At 66.1% G+C, this 16,963-nt stretch carries 15 protein-coding genes; 11 read left to right on the forward strand and 4 right to left on the reverse strand.

Annotated features, from left to right (window positions below):
* Positions 1–7: 7 nt before the first annotated feature.
* The 9 genes from DW355_RS12960 (at position 8) to DW355_RS13000 (ending at position 8,061) form a co-directional block, all read left to right on the forward strand.
* Positions 8–517: an arsenate reductase ArsC gene (locus tag DW355_RS12960; protein WP_131280642.1), complete on the forward strand. Its 510-nt coding sequence runs from the start codon at positions 8–10 to the stop codon at positions 515–517.
* A 1-nt stretch (position 518) separates the two neighbouring features.
* Entirely contained in the window at positions 519–1,007 is a 489-nt protein-coding gene (locus tag DW355_RS12965) for an arsenate reductase ArsC (protein WP_131280644.1), read from the forward strand.
* A gap of 5 nt (positions 1,008–1,012) precedes the next feature.
* Positions 1,013–2,062, forward strand: a complete 1,050-nt coding sequence (arsB, locus tag DW355_RS12970) for an ACR3 family arsenite efflux transporter (protein WP_131280646.1) — start codon at positions 1,013–1,015, stop codon at positions 2,060–2,062.
* A 43-nt stretch (positions 2,063–2,105) separates the two neighbouring features.
* Positions 2,106–3,644: a protein adenylyltransferase SelO gene (locus DW355_RS12975; RefSeq protein WP_131280648.1), complete on the forward strand. Its 1,539-nt coding sequence runs from the start codon at positions 2,106–2,108 to the stop codon at positions 3,642–3,644.
* Positions 3,645–3,696: 52 nt separating this feature from the next.
* Positions 3,697–4,104 (forward strand): peptide-methionine (R)-S-oxide reductase MsrB, encoded by a 408-nt coding sequence (msrB, locus tag DW355_RS12980; protein WP_131280650.1) that lies wholly within the window; start codon positions 3,697–3,699, stop codon positions 4,102–4,104.
* A 134-nt stretch (positions 4,105–4,238) separates the two neighbouring features.
* Positions 4,239–4,796: a septation protein A gene (locus DW355_RS12985; RefSeq protein ID WP_131280651.1), complete on the forward strand. Its 558-nt coding sequence runs from the start codon at positions 4,239–4,241 to the stop codon at positions 4,794–4,796.
* Positions 4,793–5,107 carry a BolA family protein gene (locus tag DW355_RS12990; protein WP_131280653.1) on the forward strand — a complete coding sequence of 105 codons (315 nt, stop codon included), beginning with the start codon at positions 4,793–4,795 and terminating at the stop codon, positions 5,105–5,107. Before DW355_RS12985 ends, DW355_RS12990 begins: the two co-directional genes overlap by 4 nt.
* A 51-nt stretch (positions 5,108–5,158) precedes the next feature.
* On the forward strand, positions 5,159–5,959 hold the full coding sequence (locus DW355_RS12995; RefSeq protein ID WP_131280654.1) for a peptidylprolyl isomerase: 801 nt from the start codon (positions 5,159–5,161) through the stop codon (positions 5,957–5,959).
* A 107-nt stretch (positions 5,960–6,066) separates the two neighbouring features.
* Entirely contained in the window at positions 6,067–8,061 is a 1,995-nt protein-coding gene (locus DW355_RS13000; RefSeq protein ID WP_131280656.1) for a peptidase U32 family protein, read from the forward strand.
* 152 nt (positions 8,062–8,213) lie between these two features.
* On the opposite strand, the gene DW355_RS13005 is transcribed toward DW355_RS13000, so the two are convergent.
* The 3 genes from DW355_RS13005 to DW355_RS13015 form a co-directional block, all read right to left on the reverse strand.
* Entirely contained in the window at positions 8,214–8,585 is a 372-nt protein-coding gene (locus DW355_RS13005) for a hypothetical protein (RefSeq protein ID WP_131280658.1), read from the reverse strand.
* Between the two features lie 80 nt (positions 8,586–8,665).
* Positions 8,666–11,623, reverse strand: coding sequence for a hypothetical protein (locus tag DW355_RS13010; protein WP_131280660.1), 2,958 nt, complete (start codon positions 11,621–11,623; stop codon positions 8,666–8,668).
* A gap of 35 nt (positions 11,624–11,658) precedes the next feature.
* Positions 11,659–12,450 (reverse strand): IclR family transcriptional regulator domain-containing protein, encoded by a 792-nt coding sequence (locus tag DW355_RS13015; RefSeq protein WP_131280661.1) that lies wholly within the window; start codon positions 12,448–12,450, stop codon positions 11,659–11,661.
* A 121-nt stretch (positions 12,451–12,571) separates the two neighbouring features.
* Here DW355_RS13015 and pobA point away from each other — a divergent pair, with 121 nt between their 5' ends.
* Positions 12,572–13,780 (forward strand): 4-hydroxybenzoate 3-monooxygenase, encoded by a 1,209-nt coding sequence (gene pobA, locus DW355_RS13020; protein WP_131280663.1) that lies wholly within the window; start codon positions 12,572–12,574, stop codon positions 13,778–13,780.
* Positions 13,781–13,947: 167 nt separating this feature from the next.
* On the forward strand, positions 13,948–14,409 hold the full coding sequence (locus tag DW355_RS13025; RefSeq protein ID WP_278249382.1) for an Lrp/AsnC family transcriptional regulator: 462 nt from the start codon (positions 13,948–13,950) through the stop codon (positions 14,407–14,409).
* Positions 14,410–14,474: 65 nt separating this feature from the next.
* On the opposite strand, the gene DW355_RS13030 is transcribed toward DW355_RS13025, so the two are convergent.
* On the reverse strand, positions 14,475–16,892 hold the full coding sequence (locus DW355_RS13030) for a YgiQ family radical SAM protein (protein ID WP_131280666.1): 2,418 nt from the start codon (positions 16,890–16,892) through the stop codon (positions 14,475–14,477).
* Positions 16,893–16,963: the final 71 nt, after the last annotated feature.

A 16,963-nucleotide genomic window follows, 5' to 3' on the forward strand; every position in this document is an offset into this window, starting at 1 on the left:
CCGCGCCATGAACCCGAAAATCTACAACGTACTGTTCATCTGCACCGGCAATTCCGCCCGCTCCATCCTGGCCGAAGCCATCCTCAATGAACTCGGACAAGGCCGTTTCCAGGCCTGGTCCGCCGGTAGCCATCCCAAGGGCGTGGTGCATCCGCTGACCTTGAAAACCCTGGCCGCCCACCGCATTCCGACCGAAGGTTTTCACAGCAAGGGCTGGGAGGAATTCGCGCGACCCGGCGCGCCCGTGATGGACTTCGTGTTCACGGTCTGCGACCAGGCCGCGGGTGAAGTCTGCCCGGTCTGGCCCGGACAGCCGGTGTCGGCGCACTGGGGCCTGCCCGACCCGGCGGGAGTGGAAGGCAACGAGGAAGCGCAAGAGCGCGCTTTCCGCGCGGCCTTCGTGACCATGAAACGGCGCATTGAGCTGATACTGGCCTTGCCCCTGGACAAGCTGGATCGCCTGGCGATCCAGCAGGGGGTGCGGGCCATCGGCGCCCCTGCGCAGGAGGTCGCCTGAGATGAACACCCATGTCCTGATCCTCTGCACCCACAACTCGGCGCGCAGCGTGCTCGCCGAAGGTATGCTAAACCACTGGGCTGGCCGGCTCGGCAAGCACATCCAGGCCCACAGCGCGGGCAGCGCGCCCAGCGGCCGCGTCAACCCCCACGCCCTCGAGGCGCTGGCCCAGGCCGGCGTGGACACCACCGACTTCCGCTCCAAGACCTGGGACGAATTCGCAGGCCCTGACGCGCCCCCCATGCGCGTGGTCATCACCGTCTGCGACCAGGCCGCGGCCGAACCCTGCCCCTACTGGCCCGGCAGCCCGGTGCAGGTGCATTGGGGTTACGCTGACCCGTCCAAGGCCCCCGAAGACCAGAAACGCCAGGCCTTCGAACTGACGCGGCAGGCCATCGGCTACCGCATGCTGCAACTGGCGCAATTGCCACTCGACACCCTGAACGACGCGGAACTGCAGATGGCGCTCGAAGCCATTGAGAAGAGCTGAGCGACATGAAAAAACAGGACATGAACCTTTTCGAGCGCTACCTCACGCTGTGGGTGGCCCTGTGCATCGTGGCGGGCGTGGCACTGGGACTATGGCTGCCCAAGTTATTCCAGACCATCGGTCGCATGGAAGTCGCGCAGGTCAACCTGCCTGTGGGCCTGCTGATCTGGGTGATGATCATCCCCATGCTGGTCAAGGTGGACTTCGGCGCGCTGCGCGAGGTGCGCTCGCATTGGCGCGGCATGGGCGTCACGCTGTTCGTGAACTGGCTGGTCAAACCCTTCTCGATGGCCCTGCTGGGCTGGCTCTTCATCCGCCAACTGTTCGCGCCCTGGCTGCCCGCCGACCAGATTGACAGCTACATTGCGGGGCTGATCCTGCTGGCGGCCGCGCCCTGCACCGCCATGGTCTTCGTCTGGAGCCGCCTGACTGGCGGCAACCCGCTGTTCACGCTGACCCAGGTGGCACTCAACGACGGCATCATGCTGATCGCCTTCGCGCCGCTGGTGGCGCTCTTGCTGGGCCTGGCCGCGATCACCGTGCCCTGGGCCACGCTGCTGATCTCGGTGTTGCTCTACATCGTTGTGCCGCTGCTCATCGCCCAGCTCTGGCGGCGTGCGCTGCTGGCGCGCGGGCCCGCCGCCTTCGACGCAGCCATGCGCAGGATCGGCCCGTGGTCGATGGTGGCCTTGCTGCTCACGCTGGTGCTGTTGTTCGCCTTCCAGGGCGAAGCCATCCTGCGCCAGCCGTTGGTCATCGCCCTGCTGGCCGTGCCCATCCTGATCCAGGTCTTCTTCAATTCGGCGCTGGCCTACATACTCAATCGCGCCGTGGGCGAAAAGCACGACATCGCCTGCCCCTCGGCGCTGATCGGCGCGTCCAACTTCTTCGAACTGGCCGTGGCCGCCGCCATCAGCCTGTTTGGCTTTGAGTCGGGCGCGGCGCTGGCCACCGTGGTCGGCGTGCTGATCGAGGTGCCCGTGATGCTGCTGGTGGTGCGCGTGGTCAACCGCAGCAAGGGCTGGTACGAGCGCGGCGCCGCGCCCGCGCCATAACCTCACCCGGCCAGGGGCGGGCGGGCTGCGAGACAATCCGCCCATGTCCACCGTCCTCGACACCACCGCCCAGGCCCCAGGTGTACCCGCACCGGTGCGCACGGGCCTGCGGTGGAACAACCGCTACGCCCAGCTCGGCCCGGCTTACGTCACCGCGCTCGCACCCCAGTCTCTGCCCGCCACGCATCCGCCCTATTGGGTGGGCCAAAGCCGCGCGGTCGGCGATTGGCTAGGCCTGGCGCCAGACTGGACCACATCCGAAGACCTGTTGGCCGCCCTGACGGGCAACGCACCCCTGGTTGGCAGCGCGCCCGTGGCCACCGTCTACAGCGGCCATCAGTTCGGTGTCTGGGCCGGGCAACTGGGCGACGGCCGCGCCCTGCTTCTTGGTGAAGTACAGGGCGAGACGGACAGCGGCCTGGAAATCCAGCTCAAAGGCGCGGGCCGCACGCCCTATTCCCGCATGGGCGATGGCCGCGCCGTGCTGCGCTCCTCCATCCGCGAATTCCTGGCCAGCGAGGCCATGCACGCGCTGGGCGTGCCGACTACGCGCGCGCTCTGCGTCACGGGCTCGGACGCGCCGGTGCGCCGCGAGACCGTCGAAACCGCCGCCGTCGTCACCCGCGTGGCGCCCAGCTTCATCCGCTTCGGCCACTTCGAGCATTTCGCGTCGCGCGAGCAGTTCGATGAACTGCGCGTGCTGGCCGACTACGTGATCGACCGGTACTACCCCGAGTGCCGCACCACCGACGCCTACCAAGGCAATGCCTACGCTGCCCTGCTGGCGGCCGTGAGCGAGCGCACGGCGGTGCTGCTGGCGCACTGGCAGGCCGTGGGCTTCTGCCATGGCGTGATGAACACGGACAACATGAGCATCCTGGGCCTGACTCTGGACTACGGCCCCTATCAGTTCCTCGACGGCTATGACCCGGGCCACATCTGCAACCACAGCGACACGCAGGGCCGTTACGCCTACGCGCGCCAGCCCAACGTGGCTTACTGGAACCTGCACGCACTGGCCCAGGCGCTCATGCCGCTGATCGAAGACGAAACCCTGGCCCAGGCCGCCGTGGATGTGTACCGCGAGCGCTTCCCGCTCGAACTCGACCTGCGCTACCGCGCCAAGCTGGGCCTGCGCACGGAACAAGCCGACGACCGGCCCCTGCTCGAAGCCACCTTGCGACTGCTGGCCGGCGAGCGCACGGACTACACGATTTTCTGGCGGCGCCTGAGCCAACACGTCGCGGCCAGCGTACGGGGCGCCTCCGAGGCGCAGGCCCTGCGCGACCTGTTCATCGACACCGCCCCTTTCGACGCCTGGTTGGGCCGCTACGAAACGCGCCTGAGCCAAGAGAACCAGCCGGACAGCGCACACACCATGCTCAGCGTGAACCCCAAGTTCGTGCTGCGCAACTGGCTGGGCGAGCAAGCCATCCGTCGGGCCCGTGAACAAGACCAGAGCGGCGTGGCCCGGCTGCTCGCTTTGCTGGAACGCCCGCACGACGAGCACCCTGGCCATGAGGCCGAGGCCGGCTTCCCGCCCGACTGGGCGTCCTCCATCGAAATCAGCTGCTCGTCCTGAGCCTCTGCCTGACCCCTTGTTGCCCCTTCTTTCTTGACCTCTGAGCCGCACCATGAGCTACGCCATCCAGAAATCCGCCGCCGAGTGGCAGGCCCTGCTCGCCGCCAAGCACGCCGAACCCGGCGCCTACCAAGTCACGCGCCACGCCGCGACCGAGCGCCCCTATACCGGCAAGTACGAGAACTTCTGGCAGGCCGGCAGCTACCACTGCATCTGCTGCGGCGCACGCCTGTTCGAATCGGACACCAAGTTCGACGCCGGTTGTGGCTGGCCCAGCTTCTCCGAACCGGTCACCCCACAGGCCATCGAGGAACGCCACGACATGAGCCATGGCATGGTGCGCGTGGAAACTGTCTGCAGCCAGTGCGGCGCGCACCTCGGCCATGTCTTCGAAGACGGCCCGACACCCACCGGACTGCGCTATTGCATGAACTCGGCCGCGCTGGAACATAAGAGTTGACCCCCTGAGGCGCTACGCGCCTTCGCCCCTGAACGCCAACCTTAGGTGGCAGGGGGACGCACTCAGCGGCCTGGCAAAGCCAGTTCCGCGAGTGCCCTGGTTTTTCGGTCTTGCTCCTCGCAGATAATTTCCTGATGAAACTCCTGCTCGACTTTCTCCCCCTGCTCTTCTTCTTCGGGGCCTACAAGCTCTACGGCATCTACACCGCCACCGCCGTGCTGATGGCCGCCACCGTCGTGCAGATGGCCATCATCTACAGCATCGACCGCAAACTGCAGGCCATGCACAAGATCACGCTGGCGCTGATCCTGATCTTCGGCGCGCTCACCCTGACCCTGCACGACGACCGCTTCATCAAGTGGAAACCCACGGTGCTCTACGCCGCCATGGCCCTGGCCTTGGGCGTGGCCGTCTGGGGCCTGCGCAAGAACTTCCTCAAGCTGCTGCTGGGCAGCCAGCTCAGCCTGCCGGACGCCGTGTGGATGCGGCTCAACGGCGCCTGGGTCGTGTACTGCGCCTTCATGGCGGCCATCAACGGCTACGTGGCAGCTTATTTCAGCACCGAGACCTGGGTCAACTTCAAGCTCTGGGGTTATGTCTTCCCCCTGGTCTTCATCGTCGGCCAGGGCTTCTACGTCGCGCGCCACCTCAAGACCGAAACCGCGCCCGGCAAGGACGTTGACGCCCCATGAACGAGCGGGACATGGCCGCGCGCATGCACGCCGTGCTGCAGGAACGCCTGCAAACCACTGCGCTGGAAGTCCTGGACGAAAGCGCTGCCCACCTGGGCCACGCCGGATCGAACGGCACGGGCTACGGCACCCATTTCCGGGTGCGCATCGCCAGCCCGCGGTTCGCGGGCCAAGCGCGCCTGGCGCAACACCGCCTTGTGTATGATGCGCTGCACGATTTTTTCGACCCCCACAACAAGCACAGTGCCGCCGCAGGCACCCACGGCGAACCCAGAGGCAGCGTGCATGCGCTGGCCATCGAGATCCTCTGAAGCTCGCCCTTCCTCCACCGTTTTCCCCTTCTTTCCTCCTTCTGAACCATCATGAAGAAAACGCTTTCCGCGACTTCCACGGCCCTGTCCGCCGCCCTCGTGCTTGGCGCGCTGGCCCTGCCCGCTTCCGTCGCCCAGGCCCAAAACCTGGCCGTCGTCAACGGCAAGCCCATCCCCACGGCGCGCGTGGACGCGCTGGCTCGCCAGGTGCTGCGCGGCCAGCCGCCCACGCCGGAAATCATGGAAGAGCTCAAGCAGGCCGTGATCGACCGTGAACTGCTGGCGCAGGAAGCACGCCGCCAGGGTCTCGCGGCCACGCCCGAGTACCGCGCACAAATCGAGTTCGCGCAGGAATCGCTGCTGATCCGTGAACTGGTGACCCGCTTCCAGGAAACCAACCCGGTCACCGACGCCGACTTCCAGGCCGAATACCAGCGCTTCGTGGCCGCCAATGGCGGCAAGGAATACCACGCCCGCCACATCCTGGTCGCCACCGAGGCCGAGGCGCTGGCCCTGCTGGCCCAGCTCAAGAAGGGCGCGAAGTTCGACGCCCTGGCCAAGCAACACTCCAAGGACCCGGGCTCCGCCCCGCGCGGCGGTGACCTGGACTGGGCGCCCGCCCAGGGGTATGTGCCCGAATTCGCCGCCGCCCTGCAGGCACTCGGCAAGGGCCAGACCAGCGAAGCGCCGGTGCAGACCCAGTTCGGCTGGCACCTGCTCCAGGTGGAAGACGTGCGCGACATCCAGTTGCCCTCGCTCGATGACGTGAAACCCCAGATGGCCCAGGAAATCGGCAAGCAGAAGTTCGAGGAATTCCAGAAGAATCTGCGGGCCAAGGCCAAGATCAAGTAAGCCGTACCGGCGGCCAAGCGACGAGCGAACCCCGTCCTACTGGTCACCCCAGCAAACGCGGCCTCGGCCGCGTTTGTCGTTTCAGGCTGGGATAATCCCGCCCCATCATGTCGTCCCGCCTCGCCCAGCACCTCGAACTCCTCGCCCCCGCCCGCGACGCCGCCATCGGCATCGAGGCGATCAACCACGGCGCGGACGCCGTCTACATCGGCGGCCCCTCCTTCGGCGCGCGCGACAAGGCCGGCAACCCCATCGGCGAAATCGAGCGGCTCTGCGCCCACGCCCACCACCATGGCGCGCGCATCTTCGTCACGCACAACACCATCCTGCGTGACGACGAACTCGAGGGCGCGCGCCGCATGGCCTGGGACCTGTGGAACGCGGGTGTGGACGCGCTGATCGTGCAGGACATGGGCCTGACCATGCTGGACCTGCCGCCTATCCAGCTGCACGCCAGTACCCAGACCGACATCCGCACGCCGGAGAAAGCCCGCTTCCTGCAGGACGCAGGCTTCTCGCAAATGGTGCTGGCGCGCGAGCTGACGCTGAAGCAGATCGGCGCGATCAAGGCCGAAGTCCGCGACGCCACGCTCGAGTTCTTCATCCACGGCGCGCTCTGCGTGGCCTACAGCGGCAACTGCTACATCAGCCATGCCGTCACGGGCCGCAGCGCCAACCGGGGCAGTTGCAGCCAGGAATGCCGCCAGCCCTGGACGGTGACGGACAGCGCGGGCCGCATCGTCGCGCACGACAAGCATGTGCTCTCGCTCAAGGACAACGACCAGAGCGCCAACCTCGAGGCCCTGGTCGACGCGGGCATCCGCAGCTTCAAGATCGAAGGGCGCTACAAGGACATGGCGACCGTCAAGAACGTGACGGCGCATTACCGCCAACTGGTGGACCAATTGCTGGAACGCCGCCCCGAATTCGCCGCCAGCTCCGACGGCCACTGCCGCTACACCTTCGCGCCCGACCCCGAGCGCGGCTTCAACCGCGGCGGCACGGACTACTTCGTCAACGGCCGCCGGGAGGACATCGGCGCCTTCGACACGCCCAAGCACGCCGGCATTGCCATCGGCCATGTCACGCGCGTCCACGCCGACAGCTTCGACGTGGAACTGAACAGCGCCGAACTGGCCCTGAACAACGGCGACGCCCTGACCTGGTGGGACCGCCAAGGCGAACTGCAGGGCGTGCCGGTGAACGTGGCGCAGTCCCTGGGCGGTAGGCTCTGGCGCGTCTTCCCCAACATGCCCAAGGAGATGCAGGGCCAGGCGGTTTCCGCGCTCAAGGACCTGCGCAAGGACGCGGAGATCAGCCGCAACCGCGACATGGCCTGGGAACGCCTGCTCGACAAAAAATCCGCCGAGCGCCTGATCCCCGTCACGTTGACCCTGCAGGAAACAGACACCGGTTTCGCCCTAACCCTCAGCGACGGTCAGCACGGCGCAAGCGCCGAGCTGCGGTATCCGCACGAAGCCGCCAAGGACGCGGCCCGCGCCGAAGCCACGCTGCGCGAGCACCTGGGCAAACTCGGCGGCACGCTCTTCGAGGCGGAAGCGCAGAACATCATCTTGGAACTGAGCCAGCCTTGGTTCGTCCCCGCCAGCCTGCTCAACGCCCTGCGCCGCGACGCCGTGGCCGCGCTCGAAGCCGCGCGCGCTGCGACCTGGCAACGCCTGCCCAAGGCCCAGCCGGTGGAACCGCCCGTGCCCTACCCCGAAGACACGCTGAGCTACCTGGCCAACGTCTACAACAGCCAGGCCGCCGCCTTCTACGCCCGCCATGGCGTGAAGGTGATCGATGCTGCCTACGAAAGCCACGAGGAACTGGGCGAAGCCAGCCTCATGATCACCAAGCACTGCGTGCGCTTTTCATTGAGCCTGTGCCCCAAGCAGGCCAAGGGCGTCACCGGCGTGCAAGGCACCGTGCGCGCCGAGCCCATGACCATCACCCAGGGCAAGGAGAAATTCACCCTGCGCTTCGACTGCAAGCCCTGCGAGATGCACGTCGTGGGCAAGATCAAGCCCTCGGTGATCAAGCAGCAGGCGCGGGAAGTGCCGTTGACGTTTTATCGGACTCGGCCTGGGGTGTCGGTTTAGCTGCGCGGGCAACTCGGGGGCTTCAGCGCCCTCGATTACCGGGGCGACTCAAGGGCGAGAACAAAGGAAACTATTGAACCTCCTTGGTCGAACTAGAACGAAATTGCTGTTAGCCCCCAAAGACTTGTCCCTCGGTTTTCTTTTTTCGGTTTTCAACTGCAGCTTGAGCTAGGGTAATAAGAACTCGCTCGCATTCCCTGGTTACCTGTTACGTGAAAGCCAATCCCGTCTTTGCACCAAGTTTTTGTCGGCTTGTACTCAGCGACAAACGAAAAACCTCTTGCAGCCAATTCAGTATCCAATACTGTTAGATCGACTGATCTATCGACAGAGCATTCAAATTTAATTGACACGCCCTGGCCCCGCCAAAGCGTCATTAGCTCCACGTCATTTTCGCAATAGGACTTCAACCATTCCATGCTCTCTTTCATGAGTGGGAATTTCTGATTGACATCACGGGGGCCACAGCCCATTAAAAACGCCAAGATGAACGCCAAAGCAATTGAGCGAATGGTGCGTTTCATGGGGTCTGCCTTGATAACGAATCGGCCCTCTGGCTCACGCGATGTTCCATTGCCCGCTTTTTAACCGTGTGACTTGGCGCTCAAAACGCCCTTCCAACCGTCAGATACCCATGCGTCTCCTGCGGCCCATCCAGCCCCTTGGCGACGCCCAGCCGCACCTGCAGTCCCATCACGTACAGCAATTTCAACTCCCCCAGCAGCTCCACCCCCACGCCTCGCCAGTAGGCTGAGGGCGCGTCCTCGTCCCGGCCCCAGACGCCCCCCACGTCGTAGAACAGGCTGGCGGAAAGGCGATTGATGCCTACGGCCGGGACCATGAGGTGACGGTCGATGTCGGCCAGGGGCGTGCGCCATTCAAGGCTGGCCACACGTGCGTTGACGCCCTGCAGTTCAGGCTCGTCACCGCTGTAGCCGCGCAGCGCGAGGGTGCGGTTGCCGAGTTGGACACCGAGCTGCAGGTTCTCGTCGGTCGCGCCGCCGAGTTGAAAGGCCTCGGTCCGTCCTTGGGCTCGGGCCTCGGTGTAGCGCAGGCCCAGCACGGTGCGCCCCAGGGGAACAAAGCCGCGCAAGTCCGTGCGCAGCACGCCGCCGTTGTAGTCCCCGTCACGGGGCAGGTCGTCACCATCTTCACCAGCGAAGGGTGCGTAGCTCTCGTAGAGCAGGCGGGCGTTCAGGCCCCGGTTCGCACCTTCGCTGCGCCAGTTGGCACCCCGGCTGTCGTAGTCCATCAAGGCAGCGGCCAGGCGGGTGTCTTCCAGGCGGTGCACTTTCTCGCTCTCGTTCTCGCTGTCCACGTCCACCCACTCACTGCGCTCCAGCGCGGCACCCAGGCCCAGGGTGAAACGCCGCTCCAGGGTCGGCCACAGGGCCGTACTCAGCCATTGCACCTGGGTGTCGCGTTTGTAGGCCGTGGTTTCCGGGTCACTGCGTCCCCCCGTCCAGGCGCGCGCCTCGACCCTGCGGCTCAGCGCCAGGTGGTGCTGGCCGCGATAGAGGTATTCGAGGCTGCCCACGGTTTCCTGCTGCGTGGCTTCCAAGGCCAGCATGGCGGCGTACTGGTGCCAGCCCAGGGCGTCGCTGCCATCGGTCAGCACGCCCACGGTAAGAAGGCCATGGTCCGAAGACAGCACGGGCGCCCACCAGCGCGGGTACATGGAACGCCAGGCGGCGTAGTCCCGGGCCACGCCCAGGTCGCCAGCGCTCCGTGCGTCGCCGTTCAAGGCGTGCCCAGCCTCTGCACTGCCCTGCGGCGTCGGCGCGCCGGCCTGAGTGGGCACGGAAGCAATGGGAACCATGGGCGGCGTCTCGCTGGTCTCCACGGCGATGCCTTGCAAGGCCTGCGTGTCGGCCAAACGTCGCAATGCCTGCCCGCCCCGGGTGACGGCCACCAGGCCCAGGCTGCCGTCGGCGGCAAGACCTGACTGGGCCGTGACGCCGGTGTAGGCATGACTCAGGCGTGACAGACGCGCGCCTTCCAAGCGCCAGACATTGGACTCCCCATCCTCTGCCAGCACCATGGTGAGCCCCGCGCGGTCTTGCGCCAGGCCATGGATGGGCCGGTCGCGGCGCAGCAGGGTGCGCGGCGCGGCCTGCGCTTGAGCCAGATCGAATTGCAGGATGCGCCAATCGGCGCCCCGGTGCGAGACGACGCTGATGCTGCGCTCGTCTGCGGCCAGATCGCTCAAGTCCCAGCCCGGAGGCGGCGCGTACACCACCCGCTCATTCCCGCCCCGTGTGTCCAGCCAGACCAGGCGGGTGGCGCCCGCTTCGTGCTGGAGCGCCGCGATGCCGGCCTGCGCGCCCTGCCCTGCGTACACCGCGCGGCGCAGCCGTGCGCAGTGGGTCAGTTGCTTCAAATCGCCATCTTGCAGGGCGTAGAGGTCATACACCAGCGTCCAGGCGTCGCACAGATCGGGCTGGGCGACAAGCACACGACCATCCGGCGCCGTTGTGACCCGCGTCATGGCATTGACTTCGGCCAGGTCGCTGCGCCGGCCATCGGCCGCGAAACGAACCAACTTGGGCCGCAGCAGGCCGTCGTCCAGCACGGCCAGCAGCGTGCCATCGGCCTGCATGGCCACCGAGGGAATGCGAAACAACGGCCCGGTCAGGGCCGTGCCCATCACCTCGGGCTGACGACGGAGGTGGGCGGCGCGAGCATCCACCTGATTCGCGCGGTCGGCCAGAAACTCCTCCCACAGCACGTCCAGGGGCTTGCCGGTGATGGCCACGGGGTTGCTGTGCAGACGCGGCCAAAAGGGAGGATTGCCGCTGTAACGCGTGACCCAGCGTTGCGGCGCGTCGGCGCCGTAACGCCGAAACAGGAAGTCATAGAAGTAGGCGCCGTAGAGGTACTGCTTGGACAGAGGCAGCGCACGGCCATTGGCATTGAGTTCGCGCAGGCCGATGAAACCCTGCGCGCGCTCGGCGCGCAACCAGGCTTCGTAGACCGGGGCATGCAGGCGGCCCAGGCCGGACCAGGCGCCGTCGACCGGGGCTTGCGCGTCGGCTTGCATGCTTTCTACCTGCACCGCCAGTCCTTCCAGCACCCAGGACGGATTAAACAGATTGGGAATCAAAAACGGGTTGTTGCCGAAGATGTGTTGCCCCGCCTTGGGAAAACCCCGCACCTTGTCCAGGTGCACGGCATGGGTCAGTTCGTGCACCAGCAGCAGATCCAGCCAGGCACTGTTCTCGAGCAACTCACCTTCGTCAGGGGGCGCGAGCATGACACCGATCAAGTTGAAAGGCAGCGGTGTCGTGTAGCCGTTGGCCAAGTCGGTTTCGGTGATGACGACGATTTCGGTGCGTCCGCGCACACGCCACTGCAAGGCTTTGGTCACGCGCGGGTAAACGCGCTCGGCGGCGCGGGCCACCGCCTCGGCCTGGGCACGCTGCGCGGCGCGGTAATGGACACGGAAATTCGCGCTGTCGGCGGTCTGCCATTCGACCCGGGGGTCGGGGCTTTGCGCGAGCGCCAGGGCCGTGGCGCCGCACAACAGCAAGGCCAGGACGACCCGGCCCAAGAGGTTCTTCATGCACATGCTTACTCTGACTCCCTCTGACAGATAAATCACAGCAACGGACGCACCGCCGCCGCCGTTTCCCAGAGCAAGGGTAGCAAATCGCGCTTCAGTTCTTCGCCCGACAGGCGCGTGGTCTCGGCCACCACGTTGAGCGCTGCCACGGTGCGGCCCTGGCTGTCACGCACGGGAACGGCCAGGGCGTGCACGCCGAGTTCGTGCTCCTCGCTGCTGAGGCAGTAGTCTTCCTTGCGCACGCGCTCGATCACGGCACGCAGCGCACGCGCTTCAGTCAGGGTATGGGCGGTCAGCCGTGCCAAAGGCCGGCCCTTGAGCCAGATGCTGAATTCCGGCTTGGGCAGTGCCGCCAACAGCACCTTGCCGGTGGAGGTGGCGTGGGCCGGCAGGCGCGCGCCCAAGTGCAGGCCATACGGCAAGACCGTGGAGGGCGTGCCCGCATGCACGGGGCTGCTGCGCGCGACAATGACGCCCTCGTCCCCGCCCAGCACCACGGCCGAGAAGGACTCCCCGGTGCGCAGGGCCAGCCGCTCCAGCGGCGCCTGCAGCACGCGCGGCAAGCGCGAGGACGCCAGGTAGCTGCCCGAGAAACGCAAGACCTTGCTGGCCAGCCAGAACCAGGAACCATCGCTCTCTAGGTAGCCCAGATGCGCCAGCGTAAGCAGATGCCGGCGCGCGGCGGCACGCGTGATGCCCGCGCGCTGCGCGGCCAGCGTGGCGTTGAGGCGCTGACGCTCGGTGTCGAAACTCTCCAACACGGCCAGGCCCTTGGCCATGCCCTCGATCAAGTCGGCCTTGGCGATCACGGGGCGTCCTTTCCACATTCAATGCGCGATCATCGCGCAAACATGGCGATTGTCGCGCAAAGCCTGGGACCTCGACCGCGCGCCAGGGGTGGTGTGGACGCAAGATAGGCGCAGCCCGAAATTCCCGAAGGAGACAACCATGAGCTACCCCACCCGTACCCAAGTCGCCATCATCGGCGCCGGTCCGTCCGGCCTGATGCTGGGCGCGCTGCTGCACAAGGCCGGCATCGACACCGTCGTACTCGAACGCCAGAGTGGCGACTACGTGCTGGGCCGCATCCGTGCCGGTGTGCTGGAACAGGTCACCATGGACCTGATGGACGAGATCGGCGTCGGCGCGCGCATGCACCAGGAGGGCTTGGTCCACGGCGGCTTTGACATGCTGTTCCAGGGGCAGCGCCACCGCATCGACATGAACCGCCTCACTGGTGGCCAGAACGTGATGGTCTATGGCCAGACCGAGGTGACACGTGACCTGATGGATGCGCGTCAGCAGGCCGGCCTGACGACCATCTACGAAGCCGCGAACGTCGCCATCCATGACTTCGGCTCCGGCAAGCCGCGCGTCACCTACGAGAAAGATGGCAAGACGCACGAGTTGCAGTGCGACTTCATCGCGGGCTGTGATGGCTTTCACGGGGTCTGCCGCGACACGGTGAAGAAAAGCGCCTCCGCGTCCGCCATCCGCGAGTATGAGAAGGTCTACAACTTCGGCTGGCTGGGCCTGCTGTCCGACACACCGCCCGTGCACCACGAGCTGATCTACGTGAACAGCGAGCGCGGCTTCGCGCTGTGCTCGCAGCGCAGCGCCACGCGCAGCCGTTATTACCTGCAGGTTCCACTGACGGACAAGGTGGAGCAATGGAGCGACCAGGCTTTCTGGGACGAGCTCAAGCTGCGCCTGGACCCACAGGCGCGCGAGCACCTGGTGACCGGCCCCAGCATCGAGAAAAGCATCGCCCCGCTGCGCAGCTTCGTCACCGAGCCGCTGCGCTTCGGCCGCCTCTTCCTGGCGGGCGACGCGGGCCACATCGTGCCGCCCACGGGGGCCAAGGGCCTGAACCTGGCCGCCACCGACGTCAAGTACCTGAGCGCCGCGCTGACCGAGTTCTACCAAGGCAAGAGCGAGGCCGGCATCAACCACTATTCCGAGCGCTGCCTCAAGCGCATCTGGCGTGCCGAGCGTTTTTCGTGGTGGTTCACCAGCCTGATGCACCGCTTCCCCGAAAACGGCGAAATCGGTCAGAAGTTGCAGGAAGCCGAGCTGGACTACATCGTCCACTCGGAAACTGGTGCCCGCTCGGTGGCCGAGAACTACGTCGGCCTGCCCTTGGATTTCGGCGCCTGAGCCCACCGGCCGCGCCACACCTGGGGGTATACCTGAAGCAGCCAGGGGCTGCGGCCCCGCCTCCGGTTTGATCTGTGTCAAAGGGCAGCGCAGCAGGCCGCTTCTGCCTGCGGTCAAGGGCCCTGATCAGCCGCAATCCATCCCATAATTTATCGATGAGCAAGAAACTGGATGCCATCGACCGGAGACTGCTGGCCCTGCTGCAGGAGAACGCGGAAACCCCGCTGGCCACGCTGGCGGAAGCCGTCAACCTCTCCACCTCACCCTGCTGGCGGCGGGTGCAGGCCCTGCGCGAACGCGGCTACATCACGCGCCACGTCGCGCTGGCGGACCGCGGCAAGCTCAACGTGGGCGTCACGGTCTTCGTCTCGGTCAAGACCAGCCAGCACAACCCGGCCTGGCTTGAGCAGTTCCGTGAGGCGGTGCGCCAGATTCCGGAAGTGCTGGAGTTCTACCGCATGAGCGGCGAGGTGGATTACCTGCTGCGCGTCGTGGTGCCCGACATTGCCGCCTACGATGCGGTGTACCAGCGCCTGATCCGCTCCGTGGCGTTGAGCGACGTGAGCAGCAGTTTCGCGATGGAAGAACTGAAGTTCACCACCGTCCTGCCGCTGGACTACGTGAGCTGAGCGACGGCAGCCCACGCCTCGCCTTCCGTCCCTATCGCGCGCGCTCGCGGCCCCCGGTGGAAACTTCAGCCGCGGCGCCCCTTGCGGGCGGTGCCTGCCTCACGCGGCGGCAGTCCCGTGTGCTGGGTCAGGATGCGGCCCTTGGGCGGCGGCGTGGCCCCGGTTCGGGTCGCAGCCGTGGCGACCGCACCCGTCACCCTCACTGGAGCCGTCTTGCCAACTGGCGTGCTGTTCTTGCGCCGCGCACTCTGGTAGCCACCATCCGTCAGCGGTTGCCAGGTCGGAATCAGGTGCTGCTTGCCATTGCCGATCAGGTCGGCACGGCCCATGGCCTTCAAGGCGTCCCGCAGCAGCGGCCAATTGTTCGGGTCGTGGTAGCGCAGGAAGGCCTTGTGCAGACGGCGGCGTTTCTCGCCGCGCACGATGTCCACCTTCTCGGTCCGGCCGTCCTCGCCCACATCGCGGTGGATGCCCTTGAGGCTGTTCAGGCCCGTGTGGTACATGGTCGTGGCCGTGGCCATGGGACTGGGGTAGAAGGTCTGCACCTGGTCGGCGCGAAAGCCGTTCTTCTTGAGCCAGATCGCGAGGTTCATCATGTCCTCGTCGCTGGTGCCCGGATGCGCGGCGATGAAGTAGGGAATGAGGTACTGCTTCTTGCCGGCCTCCTCGCTGTACTGCTCGAACATCTGCTTGAAGCGGTCGTAGCTGCCGATGCCCGGCTTCATCATCTTGGACAGTGGACCGCCCTCGGTGTGCTCGGGTGCGATCTTCAGGTAGCCGCCCACGTGGTGCTGCACCAGTTCCTTCACGTACTCAGGGCTCTTGACCGCCAGGTCGTAGCGCAGGCCGGACCCGATCAGGATCTTCTTCACACCCTTGAGCGCACGCGCGCGGCGGTAGATCTTGATCAGGGCCGAGTGGTCGGTGTTGAGGTTCTGGCAGATGCCGGGATAGACACAGCTGGGCTTGCGGCAGGCGGCCTCGATCTCGGGCGACTTGCAGCCGATGCGGTACATGTTGGCGGTCGGGCCGCCCAGGTCGCTGATGACGCCGGTGAAGCCCTTGACCTTGTCGCGGATGTCCTCGACCTCCTGAATGATCGAATCTTCCGAGCGGCTCTGGATGATGCGCCCCTCGTGCTCGGTGATGCTGCAGAAGGTACAGCCTCCGAAACAACCGCGCATGATGTTCACGCTGAAGCGGATCATCTCCCAGGCCGGGATCTTGGTCGCACCCTCATGACTGCCGTTCTCGTCGGCATAGGCCGGGTGCGGGCTGCGGGCATAGGGCAGACCGAAGGCGTAGTCCATTTCGGCCGTCGTCAGCGGAATAGGCGGCGGGTTGATCCAGACATCGCGCGCCGTCGTCCCTTCGCCATGCGCCTGCACCAGCGCGCGCGCATTGCCCGGGTTGGTTTCCAGGTGGAGCACGCGGTTGGCGTGGGCGTAGAGGACCGGATCGGACTTGACCTGCTCGAAGCTGGGCAGCCGGATCACCGTGCGCTCGCGCGGCAGGCGCTTGATGCTGCCCCGGCCCTGCAAGGCCGGGTTGGCCATGAAGGTGATGGGCTGCACGGTCGGCACGACGGCGATTTCGCCGCCCTTCGCTGCCCCATCCGCCGCCTTGCCATCCTCCTTGCTGCAGCTCTGCCCCTGGGCCGCAGCCTGCTCGGACGTGGTCATGTAGGGATTGATGTGCTCCTCCACATGGCCGGGCGTGTCCACCTCGGTGGAATCGATCTCGAACCAGGGATCGTCACCCGGCGGGCTCTCGCGCCGCACGAAGGCCGTGCCGCGCACGTCGGTGATGTCCTGCACCGGCACCTTGGCCGCGATGCGGTGCGCCACCTCGACCAGGGCGCGCTCGGCGTTGCCGTAGAGCAGCAGGTCGCACTTGCTGTCCACCACGATGCTGCGGCGCACCTTGTCGCTCCAGTAGTCGTAGTGCGCGATGCGGCGCAGCGAGCCTTCGATGCCGCCGAGCACGATGGGCACGTCCGGATAGGCCTCGCGGCAGCGCTGGCTGTAGACGATGGCCGCGCGGTCGGGCCGTTTGCCGCCCACGTCGCCCGGGGTGTAGGCGTCGTCGCTGCGGATCTTGCGGTCCGCCGTGTAGCGGTTGATCATGGAATCCATGTTGCCCGCCGTCACGCCCCAGAACAGGTTGGGCTTGCCCAGCACCTTGAAGGGCTCGGCGCTCTGCCAGTCCGGCTGGGCGATGATGCCCACGCGGAAGCCCTGGGCCTCCAGCACGCGCCCCACCACGGCCATGCCGAAGCTCGGATGGTCCACGTAGGCGTCCCCGGTCACCAGGATCACGTCGCAGCTGTCCCAGCCCAGGCGCTCCATCTCGGCGCGGCTCATGGGCAGGAAAGGCGCCGCACCGCCAAACCGTTCAGCGAAACGCTTGGCCCAGTAGGGCCGGTAGCCCGTCAGCGGCTTGGCGGCACGAGGAAAAAAGGAAACGTCGGGAAAGGATGGCATGGGATCGTGGTTGTCCGCCCAGGATGGGACGGACCAAACCCCCGATTGTCCCGGATTTGCGCAAAAAATGC

It is taken from the genome of Hylemonella gracilis (assembly GCF_004328645.1).
Classification (GTDB): domain Bacteria; phylum Pseudomonadota; class Gammaproteobacteria; order Burkholderiales; family Burkholderiaceae_C; genus Hylemonella; species Hylemonella gracilis_B.